The following is a 19,239-nucleotide window of genomic DNA, read 5'->3' on the forward strand; positions in this document are numbered from 1 at the left end:
ACCATGGCTTTGATTTCATTGGCACAAGGGCTGGCCCATGCGCGCCAGCACGGCTATGCCCTGGGGGCATTTAACGTACTCGACAGCCACTTTCTACGCGCCTTGTTCAACGCCGCCAAGCAGGCGCGATCGCCGTTTATCATTAATATCGCCGAAGTGCATTTCAAATATGTCTCGTTGGAATCTCTGGTAGCGGCGATTAAAAGCGAAGTGGCACAGCACGATATTCCGGTGGTGCTGAACCTCGATCACGGCCTGCATTTTGAGGCAATCGTACAGGCGTTGCGGTTGGGCTTCAGCTCGGTGATGTTTGATGGTTCGGGTTTGAGCTATGAAGAGAATCTGCGCCAGACCAAAGAAGTGGTGCGCATGTGCCACGCCGTGGGGGTTTCGGTTGAGGCCGAACTGGGCGCGGTGGGCGGTGATGAAGGCGGCGCGCTGTACGGTGAGGCGGACAGCAACAAATTTACCGATCCAGAACGGGCGCGGGAGTTTGTCAGGCACACCGGTATCGATGCGTTAGCGGTGGCGATTGGCAACGCACACGGTAAATACAAAGGGGAGCCACGACTGGATTTTGCCCGCCTGGCGGCGATCCAGCAGCAGACGGGGTTACCGCTGGTGCTGCACGGCGGTTCCGGGATCAGTGATGCCGATTTCAAACGCGCCATTGCTTCAGGTATCCACAAGATCAACTTTTACACCGGGATGTCGCAGGCCGCGCTGGCAACGATCGAGCAGCGTATAGCACAGCGCCACGCGATTTATGATGAGTTTGCCGAAGTGCTGCTGGCGATCGAACAGTCAATCAGTGAAGTGGTGCAGCAGCAGATGCAGATCTTCGGCAGCGCCGGGCGGCTGTAATGAAGCGGCGCGGTATTCTTGCGGCTGGCAATATGCTGGTGGATCACGTGCATCAGATCGCCCACTGGCCGCAGCCCGGCTGGTTGGTAGAGATTGAGCATAGCGAACGGGCCAGCGGTGGTGCGCCGCTCAACGTATTGCTGACGCTGGCGCGCATGCAGACGGGGCTGCCGCTGGCGGCGATCGGGCTGATTGGTTGCGATGCTGACGGCGATTACCTGCTGCAAATGCTGGAGCAGCATCAGGTTGAGCACCGTGGGGTGCAGCGTAACCCGCAGGCGATGACCGCGATGACACAGGTGATGACCGAACCAGGTGGGCAGCGCACGTTCTTTCATGCTCCAGGGGCTAACCGCCTGCTGGATTTGGCCGCTTTTGAGCGGGTTAACAGCGAGCACAAGATTTTTCACCTGGGTTATCTGCTGTTGCTCGACAGCCTGGATCGCTCCGATGCGGAGTTTGGTACACGCAGTGCGCGGTTGCTGGCACAGATGCAGCAACGCGGTTATCACACTTCACTGGATCTGGTTTCGCGCCAGGGCGATCCGCGCTATCGCCCGCTGGTGTTGCCCGCATTGCGCTGGCTGGATTATCTGGTGATCAACGAACTGGAAGCCGGGGAGTTTACCGGGCTGGTACTGCGTGCCGCCGATGGCACCTTGCAACAGCATTTAATGGCGCAGGCTGCAGAACAGCTGATGAACGAAGGTGTGCGGCGGCGGGTGGTGATCCACTGCCCTGAGGGCGCTTATGGGCTGGAGCGGAACGGCGCAGCACGTTGGCAGCCTTCCTGGCCTTTGGATGCGGCCCAAATTGTTGGCAGCGTTGGGGCGGGGGATGCGTTCTGTGCTGGTGTGCTGTATGCCAGCCATGAAAACTGGCCGTTAGAAGAAACGCTGCAACTGGCACATACCTGTGCCCGTTTTAACCTGCTGTGTGCCAACGCGATCGATGGTGCACGGCCATTAGCAGAATTGATGGCGTATATTACCCTCAATAATTCGAGTTGCCTGTAGGCGACAGCGCGCAGCCAACAACCAAGCAACCTGAAGTATGCCGGGGATATCAGACCGCAGCGGTTGGCTGGCTGACATCGGCAGCAAATACATAGCCCAGCCCGCGAATGGTGCGGATCAGTTCTGGCTGATGTGGATTGGTTTCGATCTTGCGGCGCAGGCGCATAATGAGCACATCGATGGTGCGATCAAACACTTCCAGCGTTTCGCTGTGGGTTAGTTCCAGCAGGCGATCGCGCGTCAGGACTTTACGGGCATGCTGCACCAGCGCCAGCAGCAGGCCATATTCGCCTTGAGTGAGATCGACGGTTTGCCGCTGCGGATTCTGCAAGGTGCAATGGGTGGTATCCAGGCACCAGCCGTTAAACTGCCAACCTTCGGGCAGGTTGTGGCTGGGTATCACGGGATCGAGCGCCAGCGCCCCGGTGCGGCGCAGCACCGCTTTGGCGCGAGCGACCACGACCCGTGGGTTAAAGGGTTTGGCGATGTAATCATCGGCCCCCATCTCCAGCCCGACCACCACGTCGGACTCGGAGCCAAGGCCGGTCAACATCACTACCGGCAGATCTGGCCGCAGGCGGTGGATCTGTTGCAGCACCAGTAACCCGTTGGTGTCTGGCAGGATCAGATCGAGCAGAACCAGTGCAATATCCGGTTGTTGGCTGAGCAGCGTTAACGCATCGCTCCCCCGGTGGCAGGTGTGTACGGTAAACACGTGCTCATGCAGCACGTCATTGAGTAACTCACAAATGGCCGGATCGTCATCAACGATCAGCACGGCAGGTTTCATCGCTGCTCTCCTGATTTTGTATGGCTATGAAGGTTATCAACCAGTTCAAGGCAGTGTGCCTGAAGGGATTTACCCCGTTTCAAGCTGCACCTGCGTTGGCGGCGTGACTCGGCGCAGGTTGGCCGCCCCGCCTGCCTGCAATGCGGATTATTGAGTGTATCAGCGGTAGTCAACCACCGCCGGATGCGGAAATTGCCAGCATCGTCACATTCGGTGTGAATCGCGTGATTCCAAGCGCGGCTTACATTAGGCTAAAGAGCAGTTATCGTCGTGCGTTGAGGAGAAAAATCGTGCGCATTGGTATTGATCTGGGTGGCACCAAAATTGAAGTGATCGCGTTAGCCAATGACGGGCGGGAACTGTTCCGCCATCGTATCGCCACGCCGCGCCATGACTATCAGCAGACGCTGGAGGCGATTGTGGGGCTGGTGAGACTGGCGGAAGAGCAAACCGGCCAGCAGGGGTCGGTTGGCGTCGGCATCCCCGGCACGCTATCGCCCTTTACCGGGCTGGTGAAAAATGCCAACTCGACCTGGCTGAATGGCCAACCGCTGGATAAACATCTTTCGGCTATGCTAGCGCGTGAAGTGCGGCTGGCTAATGACGCTAACTGCCTGGCGGTGTCGGAAGCCACCGATGGTGCAGCCGCAGGCTGCCAAACGGTGTTTGCGGTGATTATTGGCACCGGTTGCGGTGCGGGCGTGGCGATTAACGGCCAGGTACATGCCGGGGGTAACGGTATTTCCGGTGAATGGGGCCATAACCCGCTGCCTTGGCTGGATGACGACGAACTGCGCTTTCGCGCAGAAGTGCCTTGCTACTGCGGCAAACAGGGCTGTATCGAGACCTTTATCTCCGGCACCGGCTTTGCTACCGACTACGCGCGGCTGAGCGGCACTGGGTTAAAAGGGAGCGAGATCATGGCGCTGGTGCAACAGCAGGATGCCACTGCCGAGCAGGCGATTGCCCGCTATGAAATGCGGCTGGCGAAGTCGTTGGCGCACGTGATCAATCTGTTTGACCCAGACGTGATCGTCCTCGGGGGCGGTATGAGCAACGTTGAGCGCCTGTACCAGCATGTGCCGCAGTTGGTGAAGCCTTGGGTATTCGGCGGCGAATGTGAAACCCCAATCCGCAAAGCGGTCCACGGCGATTCCAGCGGCGTGCGCGGCGCGGCCTGGTTGTGGCCGCAGTAATGGCTGTTGCCAAGGAGGGCAGCCTCACTCCTTGGCGATGTAATTCCCCTCGCTTTCGCTGCGTACCCGTTCAATGTGAATGGTGAGAAACATCATCTCTTCGCGGGTCAGCCGGTGCTGATAGTGCTTTTCGATGTGCTGGTTGATTTTGCCAGCACAGGCGAATGACTCGTGATATTTGTCTTTCACTACCTGATACAGCGAGTCATCGTCGCTATCGACGTAGTTTTTCCCCAGCAGGCGCTGAGCGAAGAATTTGAGATGGGTGACGAAGCGGTGATAGCTGAGCGCTTCTTCATTGTAATCAAAGCGGAAATGGTATTTGACGATATTCAGGATCTCCTGCATCACGCGGGTGATATGCAGGGTGTTGTGCATTTCGTCATTGAGCTGGGCGTTGACCAGGTGCAGGGCAATAAATCCGGCTTCGTCTTCTGGCAACTGGGTTTGCAGGCGTTGGGCGATGATCGTCAAGGCTTCCAGCCCGAGAGCGAATTCGTTCGGGTAGAGCTTTTTGATTTCCCACAGCAACACATTCTTGATATCCAACCCCTGCGCATGGCGCTGCAGCGCGAAATGGATATGGTCGGTCAGGGTGATGTAGACGATGTTGTGCAACTTCCCCGGCAGCCGCTGGCGGGCGAGGGTGATAATGCGGTCGGCGGTGGTAATGCAGGCCAGCGGGATCTCGGCCAGCAGCTCTTTGTAACGTTCGCTCATCTCGCCGCTGTTGAGGGTAAATACCTTCTCGATCAGGCTTTCATCGATGCTATCACCGGCTTTCTTTTTAAAGCCGATGCCACGACCCATAACCACCGTTTCTTCCTGATGGTCATTCAGCGTAATCACTACGTTATTATTGAGTATTTTAGCGATTTTCATGGCTATTCCTGGTTTTCAGCCCGCTGAAAAAGAAAAAACCCGACGCCCAGGAGCGATCCCAGAGGTCAGGTTTTGCCTGTGTTACAGTAACAATCCTTTTATCTGCTGCATAATAACCACTGCCAGCCCTGGCTCAACGCGTTTCGCTTTGTACTGCCGCCGCGATCACATTTTATCGCGTTCTCTTCCGCTCATTCGACGCGGAATTGCGCGTCAAGCCTGCTGACGCCCAGCCCGTTAACCTTTTTCACCTTGATCTGCACCGGAATGCGCTCTTTCATGGCTTCGACATGGCTGATGACGCCGATGGTTTTGCCGGTGGCATTGAGGCTGTCGAGGGCATCCAGCGCGGTATCGAGGGTTTCGGCGTCCAACGTGCCGAAGCCTTCATCAAGAAATAGCGAGTCAATGCTGGTTTTATGGCTGACCAAGTCCGACAGCGCTAAGGCCAGCGCCAGGCTGACCAGGAAACTCTCGCCGCCGGACAGAGTGCGGGTGTCGCGTAGAGCGTCGGCTTGCCAGGTATCCACCACCTGCAACTCCAGCGCGTCGCTGGTTTTGCGCTGCAACAGGTAGCGCCCGTGCAAGCGGCCAAGCTGGTGGTTGGCCAGATACACCAGATGATCGAGGGTTAACCCTTGGGCAAATTTGCGGAACTTGTCGCCTTCTTTCGAACCAATCAACTGATTGAGCGTGCTCCAGTCGTCATACTGCTGCTGGCTTTGGGCGATCTGCTCAAACAGCGCCTGCTGGTTTAAGCGGCGATCCGCATCGCTGCTTAACTGGTTGCGTACTTCACCTTGGCGCAGTTGCAGCGTTTTCAACTGTTCGGCGAGCTGACTGAGGGCTTCCGGAGTCGCCAGCGCCTCATCCAGATCCGCCGGGCGGCTCATGCGTTGCTGTTCCAGCGTTTGCGCCGCCTGCGCTAACAGAGTGCTGGCCTGCAGTTGGCGCTGCTGGAGCTGCTCTTTCTGCTGTTGCAATTGCTGGCGCAAGCTCTCTTCGAGCAGGGCGGTGCGCAGTGCAGCTTCATCGGCAAATTCGCTGTTGGCGAGCGCCTGCAGCCACTGCTGTTCAGCCTGTTGCAAGCGTTCGGCCTGCTGTTGTTGCTGCTGTTGCAGACCGGTGAGCTGGCCCTTTAAGCGTTCGCGCTGCTCTTGTGCTTGGCTGAGCTGCTCTGCCGCCTGTTTCAAGGCGTCATCACAGGCCGTTTGTGCCGCCTGCAACCGTTGGCGGACTTGCGCTACCTGCTGTTCACCCAACAAGGCGCTGCGCTGGTGGCGCAATTCGGCCAGCTGTTGTGCTTGCTGCTGTGCCAATTGTTGTAACTTTTCAAGCTGGCGCAGGGCTTCGGCATGGTTGGTTTGCAGCAGACCAAAACGTTCTTCCAGCAGCGCGATATCCTGCTGGTTTTTTTGCTGCTCGCGTTGCAGGGCGTTGAGTGCATCTTTGGCCTGCTGAACGGTGTGGGCGGCCTGCTGGTGCTGCAACAGCCGTTGCTGAACCTGGTTTTCTTCTTGATCACAAGCCGCCAGCCAATCGTTCAGGTGCTGTGCGTCGTGCAGGGTGAAGTCTAATGCCAGCGGCGCGCTGAGTACCTGCCAACCTTGCAGATGCTGTTCCTGTTGCTGCTGTTGCCGTTCCAATTGCGATTGTAGCTGCTGTTGCTGCTCTTTCAGGTTTTCGCAACGCGCGCGCAACTCCGTGCCTTGCGTGTGCAGCGCTTGGTCTTTCGCCCGCATTTCGGCCAGGCGTTGCTCGGTTTCCGAAGATTTCACCGCCTGATACTGGGCAATCGCCGGGTGCTGGGTGGAGCCGCACAGCGGGCAGGGTTCGCCGGTTTGCAGCCGGGCACGTTCCGCCTCCAGGCTGACGATCCGTTTTTCCAACTCGTAGGTTTTCTCAAGGTCATTGAGATGCGCTTTGTGCTGTTTGTACTGTGAGCGGATTTGCTCAAGCTGCGTTTCTGCTGCAGCCAACTGCTTTTGGCGCGCGTCAAACTCCAGCCGTTGCTGCTCCAGATGCTGCTGGCCTTGTTGAAACAGTAACGCCAGATTGGATAACCGTTGGCGCACCGGTCGCAGTTCGGTCAGCTCGGTTTGGCGCTGACGCAGTTGCTCTTGCGGAGACTGCGTTTCCAACGCCGCTTGCTGTTGTTGCTGCTGTTCCAGCGCGGTGGTCAGTTTGGCCTGCTGCGCCTGCGATTGCGCAAACTGATTGGCAAGCTGTGCGCGCTGGTTGGTCAATTGTTCCAGCGTATGACTGCGTTCCTGATGCTGATTCTGGCTGTCGGTAAGATTTTTTTGCGTTTCGGCCAGCGTGATTTGCAATAGGTTAATCTGCTGATCGAGCGGCAGCACTTCATCGATCAGGGTCTGTTGTTGCTGTTGATGCGCAACCTGTGCCTGTTTTGCCGTTTGTGCCAGTTCCCACTGCTGTTGCAGTGGCACAATTTGCGCCAATTGCTGTTGCTGCTGTTGGACTAACCGCGCGATCTGCTGTTGCAGATCCTGGTTATCCTGCTGGCAGCGGTGGCGAGCCTCCAATAGCGGTCGCAGTTTTTCTGCCGGTTCGCTGCGCGCCAACTGCTGCAACTGCGGTTCCGCCTGCTGATGATCTTGCTGCACGGCGCTGAGTTGCTGCTGATACTCCTGCAATTGCTGTTGGGAGTGGTGCCACTGCTGCAGCCAGTTCAACTGATGCTGGCGCTGCTGCGCCAACTGGCTAAGCTGTTGTTCCTCCGCGCTGAGTGCAGCGAGCTGGTTGGTTAAGATTTGGCGTTGCTCATCATTCATCAGCTCAATGCCGCTGGCGCGATGATGCAGGGCATCCAGATCGGTTTTCGCCTGCTTGTGCTGCTCAAATACCCGTTCGGACAGCCTGCCATAGATCTCGGTGCCGGTCAGTTCTTCCAGCAGTTCGGCGCGATCGTTGGCGTCAGCATTGAGAAACGCGGCAAATTGCCCTTGCGACAGCATCATTGATTTAGTGAAACGGCCAAAATCCAGCCCGGTAATTGAGGCGGTCAGATCCAGCTTATCGCGCACTTTGTCTGCCAGGATCTTGCCGTTTTCCCGCAAAGCCAGCTCGACTTTCGGGGCCTGCAAGTTACCGGTGGGATCGTTTTTGGCGCGGCGCTGGCTCCAGAAGGCGCGATAGCCGATGCCTTTCACCTCAAACTCCACTTCCGCCAGCGATTCGGCGGTATGCCGCGTCATCAGTTCGTTTTGGCTTGGCGTGACGTTCAACCGGGGCGTCTGGTGGTACAGCGCCAGACAAATGGCATCCAGCAGCGTGGTTTTGCCCGCGCCGGTCGGGCCGGTGATGGCGAATAATCCATTGCTGGCGAAAGGTTCGGCGGTGAAGTCGATTTTCCACTCGCCCTGCAGCGAGTTGAGGTTTTTCAAACGCAGGCTGAGGATCTTCATGCGGAAGGCTCCTGATGCAGCGTTTCAACCACCTGCTGGAACATCTGGCGCATCCTGTGCTGGCGGGGTTCAGGCATGTCACTCTCCAGCGCCAGCCGCCGTTCGAAGACGTCGCCCACGCTCAATTCATTCAGGGTTTCTTTGTCCTGCTGGACGATCGCCAGGCGGCGCTGTTCTTTGCTGCGCCGCAACAGCAAGACTTCGACCGGCAACTCATCAGCCAATTGCTGGATACGGCGTTGAACATCGCTGAGATAATCCTGCGTGGCCACTTCGATATCCAGCCAAACTGGCAACTCCCCTTGATAATCAGCGAATTGCTGCAGCTGTTGTTCAATCTGCTGGACATCGCCTTTGAGCAGTTGCATGGGTTGGAAGGTGGGGACTTCCAGCGCGCTAACCTGTTGCAGAGCGCCATCGGCGAAATCGACCATAAATACGCTTTTGCTTTTACCCAGCTCGTCAAAACTAAGTGGGATCGGCGAACCGCTGTAGCGAATATGTTCGGATTTAGCCACGTTCTGCGCGCGGTGGATATGGCCGAGGGCAATGTAGTCGGCAGGGGGGAACGCCTGTGCCGGGAAGGCATCCAACGTGCCGATATAGATATCGCGCACCGAATCGGAAGTGGTAACCCCTACGGTGGTTAAGTGGCCGGTCGCTACGATCGGCAACCGCAGACCCAGCGCATCGCGGCGCGCGCAGGCGGCCTGATACAGATGGTGATAATGCTCGGCGATGGCTTCCTGTAAAGCCTGCTGTTTTTGCGTGCCGGATTCACCCGCGCGGCTGGTGAGCAGATCGCGCGGGCGCAGGAACGGTGCGGCACACAGTATGGCACCCGGTTGGCCGTTGCGCTGTTTGAGCACCAGGATCTGCTGTTCAAGCGTCGTTTGCGCGTTGGCAATCACGGTAGTATTCAGGCAGGAAAGCAGTTCGCGCGATTCATTGAGCGTGGCCACGGAATCATGGTTGCCACCGAGGATCACCAACTGGCAGCCAGTGCGCTGTAATTCCACCACAAAGCGGTTGTACAGTTCACGTGCGTAGCTTGGTGGGGAACCGGTGTCGAACAGATCTCCAGCGACGATCAGCGCATCCACCTGTTGCTGTTCCACCTGTGCGATCAGCCAGCGTAAAAAGGCCTGATGTTCGGCGGCGCGGCTTTTGGTGAAAAAGTATTGGCCCAGATGCCAGTCGGAAGTATGAATCAGGCGCATGAGGCTCCCTGCGTAAAACTAGAGTGGGGTGATTATAAGAAGGCTGAGGCGCGCTGTCGTGGTGCAATCACCGGGATTGGATAGTAGCCCACCATCTTGAACTATCTATGCCCGTCATACTTCAAGTTGCTTGGGTGTTGGCTGCGTTACTCGGCCCTGACAGGGCCTCGCCCCTTCGGGGCCGCTGCAAGCAGCGTTCAAATCTGCTTTCGCAGCTTTGTCACTCACCCCAGTCACTTACTTGAGTAAACTCCTGGGGATTATGAGCCTCAAAGAGGCTCACCCTGCGGGCCAGCGCAAGCGCTGTTCAAACCGGTCTTTGACCGGTTTCAGATTGATGACAAAGTCCTGGTCGTGAGGCCAGGACTTTGATCTAATAAGGTCAGTGCAAAAAATGGACTGACTGCCATGCTCAAAACACCCTCTCCCCAGCAATATCAGTTTGAAACCATCACCCTCGATGAGTTGGTTCCTGAAGACCATCTGGTGCGTAAAATTGATGCCACCATCGATTTTGAATTTATCCGCGACGCCGTGGCTCATCTCTACTGTCCTGATAACGGCAGACCCGCCATTGACCCCGTTCGTCTGATTAAAATGATGCTGCTGGGCTATCTCTTCGGTATTCCCAGTGAGCGCCGTCTGGTCAAGGAAATACAGGTCAATGTCGCTTATCGTTGGTTCCTGCGTATGGGGCTGACTGAAAAAGTCCCTGATGCCTCCACCCTGAGCCAGAACCGTCTCCGCCGCTTCAACGACAGTGATGTCTTCCAGCAGATTTTCGACCACATCGTAGAACAGGCTCTCAGCCGTGGCATGGCTAACGGGCGTGTTCTCTACACCGACAGCACTCACCTGAAAGCCGACGCCAACCCGCGCAAGGCGGTGAATGAAGAACGTCCGGTGGGCGTCAGTGAATATTTGGAGCAGCTTGATGCTGCCGTGGGGGCTGACAGGAAGAAGCACGCAAAAAAGCCGTTGCCCGCCGTAAAAAAGACATCCGAAAACGCTGTCGCCGTTAAGAACACCAAAGTCAGCACCACTGACCCGGACAGCGGCTTTATGCACCGGGACAACAAACCGAAGGGCTTCTTCTATCTGGACCACCGCACGGTGGACGGGAAGCACGGCATCATCCTGGATACGCATGTGACACCGGGCAATGTCCATGATAGCCAACCCTTTATCGGGCGACTTGAGCGGCAAGTAGAGCGCTTCGCTCTGGAGCCGGTAGCGGTGGGTGTGGATGCGGGCTACTTCACCGCCGCGGTGTGCCATCTGACGCAGGAAAGGGGTATCGCGCTGGTTCCCGGCTATCGGCGGCCGCACAAGGGTCAGAATGACTTCCAGAAAAAGCACTTCAGGTACGATGAGAAGCGTGATGTGTATGTGTGCCCGGCAGACGCGTTGCTGATCTACAGCACGACAGACCGTAACGGTTATCGGCATTACCGTTCACCCCCGACAGTGTGCCAGCGCTGTGAGCAGAGGCAGCAATGTACGCAGAACAGCAAGGCACAGAAAACGATAACGCGGCATGTGTGGGAGGCGTCGAAAGAGGAGGCGAACAGGTTAAGGCTGACGACATGGGGCAAGAAAATCTACGTGCGGCGCAAAGAGACGGTGGAGAGGAGCTTCGCGGATGCGAAACAGCACCATGGTCATCGATATGCGCGGTTCCGCGGACTGTCAAAAGTGCAGATGCAGTGCCTGCTGGCGGCGACAGCGCAGAATATGAAAAAGATGGCGCTGCTGGCGCTTCTTTATTGTTTTTACCGGTGGTGGAAAGCGTCTTGGGAAGGGCAGAACGCCAGCTTAGGCGGTCAGAAAGCTCAACTGACGGTATTATGGAAAAATATCGCAATCGCGACCTGCGGTCGCTAGAAAAGAAGAACCCCACCTGAAAAAGTGGGGTTAGTCAGCAGTCTGAAACCGGTCTTTGACCGGTTTGTCGTTCAGTTGCCGCCTACAAGCAACTCGAATTATTTTGGGTATAAGGTGATAGCCATTTTCATAAAAGTGTCATAAAACTGACGCATAATGGCGCCGCAATATAGCCCAAATAGTTAACACATTGGCAGGATTGACGATGGCAAGACGCATACTGGTGGTAGAAGACGAAGCGCCGATCCGTGAGATGGTGTGTTTTGTGTTGGAACAGAATGGTTACCAGCCGTTGGAAGCCGAAGATTATGACAGTGCCATTGCGAGCCTGTCCGAGCCGTTCCCTGATTTGGTGCTGCTTGACTGGATGCTGCCGGGCGGTTCCGGTATTCAGTTTATCAAGCACCTGAAGCGCGAGACGCTGACCCGCGATATCCCGGTGATGATGTTGACCGCACGCGGTGAAGAAGAAGATCGGGTACGTGGCCTGGAAGTGGGGGCGGATGATTACATCACCAAACCGTTCTCGCCAAAAGAGTTGGTGGCGCGTATCAAAGCAGTGATGCGCCGGATTTCGCCGATGGCCGTGGAAGAAGTGATTGAAATGCAAGGGTTGAGTCTGGATCCCTCCTCGCACCGGGTCATGGCGAACGAGCAGGCGCTCGATATGGGGCCGACCGAATTCAAGCTGTTACACTTTTTTATGACTCACTCAGAGCGGGTTTACAGCCGCGAGCAGTTGCTTAATCACGTCTGGGGCACTAACGTTTATGTAGAAGACCGTACCGTTGATGTGCATATTCGCCGGCTGCGTAAGGCGCTGGAGACCAGTGGTCATGATAAAATGGTTCAAACCGTTCGAGGTACCGGCTACCGGTTCTCAACGCGCTATTAACCGCGCAATGTTGGAGCAGATGCCGTGTTAGAACGCCTATCCTGGAAGAGGCTGGCTCTTGAGCTGGCCCTTTTTTGTTTGCCTGCTTTACTGCTGGGGCTGATTTTTGGTTATCTGCCCTGGTTCCTGCTGGTTGCGGTACTGATTGCACTGGCTTGGAATTTTTATAATCAACTCAAACTTTCACACTGGCTGTGGGTCGATCGCAGCATGACGCCGCCGCCGGGGCGCTGGAGCTGGGAGCCGCTGTTTTACGGTTTGTATCAGATGCAGCAGCGTAACCGCCGCCGCCGCCGTGAGCTGGCGCTGTTGATCAAACGCTTCCGCAGCGGAGCCGAATCGTTGCCCGATGCGGTAGTCATGACCACCGTTGAAGGCAATATTTTCTGGTGTAACGGCCTGGCGCAGCACCTGCTGGGCTTCCGCTGGCCAGAGGATAACGGCCAGCATATTCTCAACCTGCTGCGCTACCCGGAATTCAGCCAGTATTTGCAACAGCAGGAATTTGTTAAGCCGTTGACGCTGCAACTGAATAATGAGCACTTTGTTGAGTTCCGCGTTATGCCCTATTCCGAAGGGCAATTGCTGATGGTGGCGCGTGATGTCACCCAGATGCGCCAGTTGGAAGGGGCGCGGCGCAACTTCTTTGCCAATGTCAGCCATGAATTGCGGACTCCGCTGACGGTGCTGCAAGGCTACCTGGAGATGATGAGCGATCAGGAGCTTGATGGTTCACTGCGCGGCAAAGCGCTGAGCACCATGCAGGAACAGACCAAGCGTATGGACGGGCTGGTGAAGCAACTGCTGACGCTGTCGCGCATTGAGGCGGCACCGAATGTTGATATGAATGAAAAGGTCGATATTCCGCTGATGCTGCGGGTGTTGCAGCGTGAAGCGCAGTCGCTGAGTAACGGTAATCATACGATCAGCTTCCGTATCAACGAGAATCTCAAGGTGTTTGGCAATGAGGATCAACTGCGTAGCGCCGTGTCTAATCTGGTGTACAACGCCGTTAACCATACGCCACCGGGCACCAGCCTGGAGGTAAGCTGGCAGCAAACCCCGCAAGGGGCGCAGTTCCAGGTGAGCGACAGCGGGCCCGGCATTGCGGCTGAACATATTCCACGGTTGACTGAGCGTTTTTACCGCGTTGATAAGGCGCGCTCACGCCAGACCGGCGGCAGTGGGTTGGGGTTGGCGATCGTTAAACATGCGCTTAGCCACCATGATTCGCGGCTGGAGATCCTGAGTGAGCGCGGTATTGGTACGCGTTTTATTTTTACCTTGCCCAATCGGTTGATTGTCCCCGCTGCTTTGTCAGAGAATGCGGTGAAAAATTAACGCGCGGACGTGGTTATGGCTCGATTCACTCAAGGATTGCTGGTTTGTCTGATGCTGTTGCTCAGCCCTGGTGCGCTGGCGCAGCAGGACGGAATGCTTTCCGGCAACCTCTCCAGTGCCGGTTCCGACACGCTGGCTAACCTGATGGCGCTGTGGGGGCAGGATTTCAGCCAGCACTACCCTAACGTTAACCTGCAAGTTCAGGCGGCGGGTTCCTCAACGGCGCCCACCGCGTTGGCGACCGGTGCTGCCCAACTGGGGCCGATGAGCCGACCGATGAAAGCGGCGGAAGTGGCGGCGTTTGAGCAGCGCTATGGTTATCCGCCGTTGGCCGTGCCGGTGGCGGTTGATGCGCTGGTGTTGCTGGTGCATCAGGACAATCCACTGCCTGGGCTGAATTTGCAGCAGCTTGATCAGATCTTCTCTGCGACCCGCCGCTGTGGCGAGAGCAGCGCAATCCAGCGCTGGGGCGAGTTGGGTTTGCAGGGCAGTTGGGCGCAGCGGACGTTGCAACGTTTTGGCCGCAACTCGGCTTCTGGCACCTACGGTTACTTCAAACTGCGTGCGCTGTGCGGCGGTGATTTTATGGCGCGGGTGAATGAATTGCCCGGTTCTGCCTCGGTGGTGCAGGCGGTGGCGGGATCGGTGAGCGGCATCGGCTATGCCAGCATCGGTTTTCGTGCCAGCGGTGTGCGTTTGCTGCCGCTGGCTGAATCTGGTGATAACTATGTGATGCCGACGGCAACCAACGTGCGTAACGGCAGCTATCCATTGGCGCGTTATCTGTATATCTACATTAATAAAGCCCCTAACCAACCGCTGGAGCCGCTGACGGCAGCGTTTCTCGATCGGGTGCTTTCACAGCAGGGGCAGGCGTTGGTGAATCACGACGGTTATCTGCCATTACCCCCGGATACGCTGCGTAAAACGCGCGATATGCTGGGGTTGGAATAGGTCCGCTGAACGCCTGCTGTTCAGGGTAAATTCGCCACCTTCCTTTACGCTTTCCCTCATACGTTCGATCGTTTCTCCCTGGCTCTCGGTCTGGGGCGTGGAACCTTTAGCCCGGTAAAACTTGAAAGCCTCTCACAAATATCGGCATCCAGAACGGCAAAAATTCACATTAAATTGACAAAATATACACAGGGTGGTGACATCCGCCCAAGCCTGTGCGCTCATTGAAGGGCCGAACATACGCCCTATTTTGTTGATTCTCTGTTCTCTACCCAAGCAGCTTGAAGTATGACGGGTAGATGCCCGGCAGCCCGCGCCACCATCACGCTCTAAAGGATGACCAGTGTGAACAATGTACCACCTAGCCTAATGGCTGTTCCCCTCCCTGTTGATGTCGAGCCACTGCTGAAGGTCAAGGCACTGTCCGTTGCATTCGGCAACACCCGAGTGATCAACAACCTGAGTTTCTCGGTTGCCGCAGGGCGAACCCTGGCGATAGTCGGCGAGTCTGGCTCCGGCAAATCTGTGACTTCGCTGTCGATCATGCGTTTAGCGGAGATGCAGGGGGCAAGTTTTCTGGGGGGCAGCATCCAGTTCAACGCTAACCAGGGAACCTGCGATCTGCTGAAGATGGAACAAAAAGCCATGCAGCGGCTCCGTGGCAAAGAGATCGCCATGATTTTTCAGGAGCCAATGACGTCGCTGAACCCGGTCTTTACGCTTGGCGATCAGATTACTGAAGTGCTGATGCTCCATGAAAACAGGGATAAACAGGATGCGCTGCGCGAAGCTCAGCGTCTGCTCGAAATGGTGCGTTTGCCCGATGCGCAAAATATGTTGAGCCGTTATCCGCACCAACTGTCAGGGGGCATGCGCCAGCGTGTGATGATCGCCATGGCGTTGGCTTGCCGCCCGAAGCTGCTGATTGCTGACGAACCGACAACCGCGCTCGATGTCACCATTCAAGCGCAAATCTTGCAGATTATCCGCGATCTTCAGCAAGAGTTGCAGATGGCGGTGATCTTCATCACCCACGACATGGGGGTGGTGGCTGAAATGGCCGATGATGTGGTGGTGATGTGGCAGGGCGAGAAAGTGGAAGAGGGGCCGGTGCGTGAGATTTTTGCCAATCCGCAGCATGCCTATACCCAGGTGTTGCTGGCGGCGGTACCGAAACTTGGCAGCATGGCGGGCAAAGATTTCCCGCAGCGTATGCCGGTGACGTTATTGGAAAACGGTGTGCCGGTGCTGAGCGGCAACAGCCGCATTCAAGATACAGCGTGCCTCGATCAGGCACCTTTGTTGACGGTGCGCGATCTCTCGGTGCGTTTTGATCTCAAAAAAAGCCTGTTTGGCCGCGTGACCCATGTCTGCAACGCCGTCTCTCAGGTCAGTTTCGATATTTATCCCGGTGAAACATTGGCGCTGGTGGGCGAATCCGGCTCCGGCAAGTCGACCATTGGGCGAGCTATTCAGCAATTACTGCGCCCGCAGGCGGGGGAGATCCGCTTTAACGGCCAGGCCTATGCGGCCATGAGTGCCGCCCAGCGCAGCCGAGTGCGGCAAGAAGTGCAGTATATTTTCCAAGATCCGTTTGCTTCGCTGGATCCGCGTAAGACCGTGGGCTTTTCGATCGCAGAACCGATCCGCACGCACGGTTTGCTTCTGGGGGAAACGGCGATCGGCAAACGGGTGGCAGAACTGCTCGAGCGAGTGGGCTTGAGCGCATCAGTGGCCCGGCGTTACCCGCATGAATTCTCCGGTGGGCAGCGCCAGCGGGTGTGTATTGCCCGGGCGTTGGCGTCTAACCCAAAGCTGATCATCGCCGATGAGGTGCTTTCCGCGCTGGATGTCTCTATTCAGGCGCAAATTATCAATTTATTGATGGATCTCCAGCAAGAGCAGGGGCTGGCTTATCTGTTTATCAGCCATGACATGGCGGTGGTGGAGAAAATGAGCCACCGGGTCGCCGTGTTGTACCTGGGGCAGATCATGGAGTTGGGTTCCCGCCGCCAGGTGTTTGAAACCGCCTCACATGATTACACGCGACGCCTGCTGTCGGCGGTGCCTGTGGCGGATCCATTGGCGCGCAAACAGCGGGTGAAGCTGGAAGGGGAGATCCCGAGCCTGGCCCGCCGGGTAGAGGATAAACCGGTGGTTTGGCAGCACACAGAAATTGCTCAAGGGCACTTCGTTGCGCAGAGCAACTAATCACATTATTAGGTAGAGCATTCAAGGGTGTTTTTTGCAATCAAAGGGAAAAGGAATGAAATATAAACGGCTGTTAGCAGCGCTGGTTTTCTCCAGCATGGCTTTTTCTACGGCGCCAGCCTGGGCGGCCGGTAAAATGACGGTAGCATCGCCACAGGATCCGGGCAGTTGGGATCCGATCGATACCTTCCTGGTCAACTGGGCCTCGGTTGCGACCAACATCTATGATGGGTTGCTCTACCGTGGGCCCGACCTGAAGCTGGTGCCCGCATTGGCGTTATCCTGGGAAGAGTTGGATGAAGGCAAACGCATCCGTTTTCATCTGCGTGAGCAGGTGAAATTCCACAATGGCGAGCCTTTTAATGCCGCTGCGGTAAAATTCACTTTTGATCGCTTGCTGGGCGCAGAGGGAGCCAAAAGCCCGCAGCGTTCGAATTACAATGCGATTGAACGCGTTGAAGTGATTGATGACAAAACGGTTGATTTTCATCTGAAAAACCTTGACCCGGTGCTGCTGACCAAGCTGGCGAGTTATGGTGCGATGATCGTGCCGCCGAAATACATTCAGGAAAAGGGTGACGACTTTTTTAACACTCACCCTGTCGGCACCGGGCCGTTTAAGTTTGTCGCCTATAAGCCGAAGGTGAACCTGCAACTGGAGGCGTTTGCCGAGCACTGGGGTGGCGCGCCGAAGCTGTCGGAACTGGAGTATCGCTTTATTACCGAACCGGCGACGGCCGTGGCGGAATTGCAGGCGGGCCGCGTGGACCTGGTGATCCCTCCGACGATCCCGATCGGTATGATTCCCACCATTCAGGCCAACCCTAAGCTGGCCGTTGTGACCACTGACGGGCCGACGGTTTATTCGCTGCGTTTTAACACCCGCAATGGTATCACTCAGGATGAACGCGTGCGTAAAGCGATGATCCTCGGCGTTGATCGCGATACCATTATCAAATCCATTCTCGCCGGTCAGGCGGTGCCGATTGCCAGCCTCCAGGGCGCACTCTCCTTTGGCTATGATCCGGCAATGAAGCCGCTCCCTTACGATCCGGTGCAGGCGAAGAAACTGCTGGCGGAAGCCGGGGTGAAACCGGGTGCCAAGATCCAGGTTGATATTCGCGGCAACGACGCCACCTTTAATGAAGTGGTGCAGGCGGTCGCCAGCTACCTACAGATGGTGGGCATCAATGCCACCATCAAACCCTATGAAACCAATACGCTGCTGAATGACATTATCCCGCAAGGAAAGACCGGGGCGATGTTCCAGCAGTCCTGGGGCGGTTGGACGTTCGATTACGATAATACGGCCTACTCGATGTATTACGCTGGCGAGAAATGGAACCCCTACGATAATGACAGCAAAATGAATGCGTTGCTGTTATCCCAGCGCGCCACGCTTGATGGGGCCAAACGCGAGAAAATCCTCAGGGAAATTGCCAGTTATGCGGCGGATCGCGCCTTGGAAATGCCACTATATAACCTCAAGGTTATTTACGGTATCAACAAACGCGTGAAAGATTTTGTTCCGCCGCCGGATAGCCGCCTGCGTCTGACCGAAGTGAGCGTGGAGTAAATACTGGCCGGAGTCGCTGCAGGGAATTGTCACGTTTGTGGAAGGATATCAATTTTGGCTGCTTTTCTGATTAAACGCATGTTACAAGCGATCTTCGTGGTGATGGTGGTGACATTGACGGTCGCTTTCGCGATCCGTCTCACTGGCGATCCGGCGATGATGCTGACGCTGGGCGCCAGTAGCGTCACAGAAGCGGATCTAGAGCAGATCCGCATCGGGCTGGGGTTAAATCAGCCGTTTATGGTGCAATACCTGAATTTTATCAAAGGGATATTTTCGCTCGACTTTGGCCGGAGCTTTATGGGCGGCACACCGGTTGCTCTGCTGATTGGTGACGCATTGCCCGCCACGTTGCTATTGGCCGTTGCCTCGATGGCGGTATCCATCGCGCTGTCGATCCCGCTGGGGATCAAGGCCGCTGTGGCGCGCGGTAAATGGGTGGATCAAGTGATCCGCATTGTCTCATTAGTCGGGCTCTCCTTTCCTAACTTCTGGCTGGCGACCATGCTGGTGCTGTTGTTTGCCGTCACCCTGCAATGGTTACCGCCGAGCGGCATGAGCGGCCTGGAGAGTTTTGTGATGCCCGCGCTGACGATGGGGATCATCCTCACCGCCACCAATGTGCGCCTGGTCCGCACTGCCATGCTTGAAACGCTGCAATCACAGTACATTATGGTGGCGCGGGCCAAGGGGCTGAGCGAAAACAAGGTGCTGTACAAGCATGCTTTGCGTAATTGCGCCATCCCGCTGATCACCTACTTCGGCCTGCAATTTGGCGGTTTGCTCGGCGGTATTGTGGTGGTCGAGCGCGTGTTTAACTGGCCGGGAATGGGAACGCTGGCGTTCGAAGCGGTTGAGGCGCGCGATTACCCGGTGCTCCAGGCCAGTATCACGGTGCTGTCGTTGATGATCATTGGCGTGAATCTTCTGGTCGATATTGCCTATGGCCTGGTCGATCCTCGTATTCGGACGGAGTCGTAAC

The 19,239-nt window shown here is 56.5% G+C and carries 14 protein-coding genes; 10 read left to right on the plus strand and 4 right to left on the minus strand.

Translation table 11 applies throughout. The annotated features are described in order from the left end of the window. The first annotated feature begins 3 nt into the window (after positions 1 to 3). The gene (locus IV04_RS13600; RefSeq protein ID WP_037394785.1) at positions 4 to 864 is read left to right on the plus strand and encodes a ketose 1,6-bisphosphate aldolase; all 861 of its coding nucleotides are present in this window, start codon (positions 4 to 6) and stop codon (positions 862 to 864) included. Further along, positions 864 to 1,880, plus strand: coding sequence for a carbohydrate kinase family protein (locus tag IV04_RS13605; RefSeq protein WP_037394783.1), 1,017 nt, complete (start codon positions 864 to 866; stop codon positions 1,878 to 1,880). Before IV04_RS13600 ends, IV04_RS13605 begins: the two co-directional genes overlap by 1 nt. Positions 1,881 to 1,929: 49 nt before the next feature. Here IV04_RS13605 and IV04_RS13610 read toward each other — a convergent pair whose 3' ends face one another. Beyond that, positions 1,930 to 2,670: a response regulator gene (locus IV04_RS13610; protein ID WP_037394779.1), complete on the minus strand. Its 741-nt coding sequence runs from the start codon at positions 2,668 to 2,670 to the stop codon at positions 1,930 to 1,932. Between the two features lie 290 nt (positions 2,671 to 2,960). Here IV04_RS13610 and mak point away from each other — a divergent pair, with 290 nt between their 5' ends. Beyond that, positions 2,961 to 3,866, plus strand: a complete 906-nt coding sequence (gene mak, locus IV04_RS13615) for a fructokinase (protein ID WP_037394776.1) — start codon at positions 2,961 to 2,963, stop codon at positions 3,864 to 3,866. A 24-nt stretch (positions 3,867 to 3,890) separates the two neighbouring features. Here the strand turns inward: mak and licT are convergent, their stop codons facing one another. The 3 genes from licT to sbcD all read right to left on the minus strand — a co-directional run bounded on the left by licT (position 3,891) and on the right by sbcD (position 9,396). Continuing rightward, positions 3,891 to 4,748 (minus strand): BglG family transcription antiterminator LicT, encoded by an 858-nt coding sequence (licT, locus tag IV04_RS13620; RefSeq protein WP_037394774.1) that lies wholly within the window; start codon positions 4,746 to 4,748, stop codon positions 3,891 to 3,893. A 191-nt stretch (positions 4,749 to 4,939) separates the two neighbouring features. Next, positions 4,940 to 8,176 (minus strand): exonuclease subunit SbcC, encoded by a 3,237-nt coding sequence (gene sbcC / locus IV04_RS13625; RefSeq protein ID WP_037394772.1) that lies wholly within the window; start codon positions 8,174 to 8,176, stop codon positions 4,940 to 4,942. After that, the gene (gene sbcD, locus IV04_RS13630; protein WP_037394770.1) at positions 8,173 to 9,396 is read right to left on the minus strand and encodes an exonuclease subunit SbcD; all 1,224 of its coding nucleotides are present in this window, start codon (positions 9,394 to 9,396) and stop codon (positions 8,173 to 8,175) included. Before sbcD ends, sbcC begins: the two co-directional genes overlap by 4 nt. A gap of 408 nt (positions 9,397 to 9,804) precedes the next feature. Here sbcD and IV04_RS13635 point away from each other — a divergent pair, with 408 nt between their 5' ends. The 7 genes from IV04_RS13635 to IV04_RS13665 all read left to right on the plus strand — a co-directional run bounded on the left by IV04_RS13635 (position 9,805) and on the right by IV04_RS13665 (position 19,238). Then, entirely contained in the window at positions 9,805 to 11,280 is a 1,476-nt protein-coding gene (locus IV04_RS13635) for an IS1182 family transposase (RefSeq protein ID WP_037394768.1), read from the plus strand. 205 nt (positions 11,281 to 11,485) lie between these two features. Beyond that, complete coding sequence (gene phoB / locus IV04_RS13640; RefSeq protein ID WP_037394765.1) at positions 11,486 to 12,175, plus strand: phosphate response regulator transcription factor PhoB; 690 nt, start codon at positions 11,486 to 11,488, stop codon at positions 12,173 to 12,175. Positions 12,176 to 12,199: 24 nt separating this feature from the next. Beyond that, a complete protein-coding gene (gene phoR, locus IV04_RS13645) occupies positions 12,200 to 13,516 on the plus strand; it encodes a phosphate regulon sensor histidine kinase PhoR (RefSeq protein WP_037394762.1) in 1,317 nt (438 codons plus the stop codon). A gap of 15 nt (positions 13,517 to 13,531) precedes the next feature. Next, on the plus strand, positions 13,532 to 14,470 hold the full coding sequence (locus IV04_RS13650) for a PstS family phosphate ABC transporter substrate-binding protein (RefSeq protein ID WP_037394760.1): 939 nt from the start codon (positions 13,532 to 13,534) through the stop codon (positions 14,468 to 14,470). A gap of 336 nt (positions 14,471 to 14,806) precedes the next feature. Beyond that, entirely contained in the window at positions 14,807 to 16,681 is a 1,875-nt protein-coding gene (locus IV04_RS13655; protein ID WP_369794917.1) for a dipeptide ABC transporter ATP-binding protein, read from the plus strand. 55 nt (positions 16,682 to 16,736) lie between these two features. Next, positions 16,737 to 18,257 (plus strand): ABC transporter substrate-binding protein, encoded by a 1,521-nt coding sequence (locus tag IV04_RS13660; RefSeq protein WP_037394752.1) that lies wholly within the window; start codon positions 16,737 to 16,739, stop codon positions 18,255 to 18,257. 54 nt (positions 18,258 to 18,311) lie between these two features. Then, complete coding sequence (locus tag IV04_RS13665) at positions 18,312 to 19,238, plus strand: ABC transporter permease (protein WP_037394747.1); 927 nt, start codon at positions 18,312 to 18,314, stop codon at positions 19,236 to 19,238. The last annotated feature ends 1 nt before the right edge of the window (position 19,239 follow it).

It is taken from the genome of Serratia sp. Ag1 (assembly GCF_000743355.1).
Lineage (GTDB): Bacteria > Pseudomonadota > Gammaproteobacteria > Enterobacterales > Enterobacteriaceae > Chania.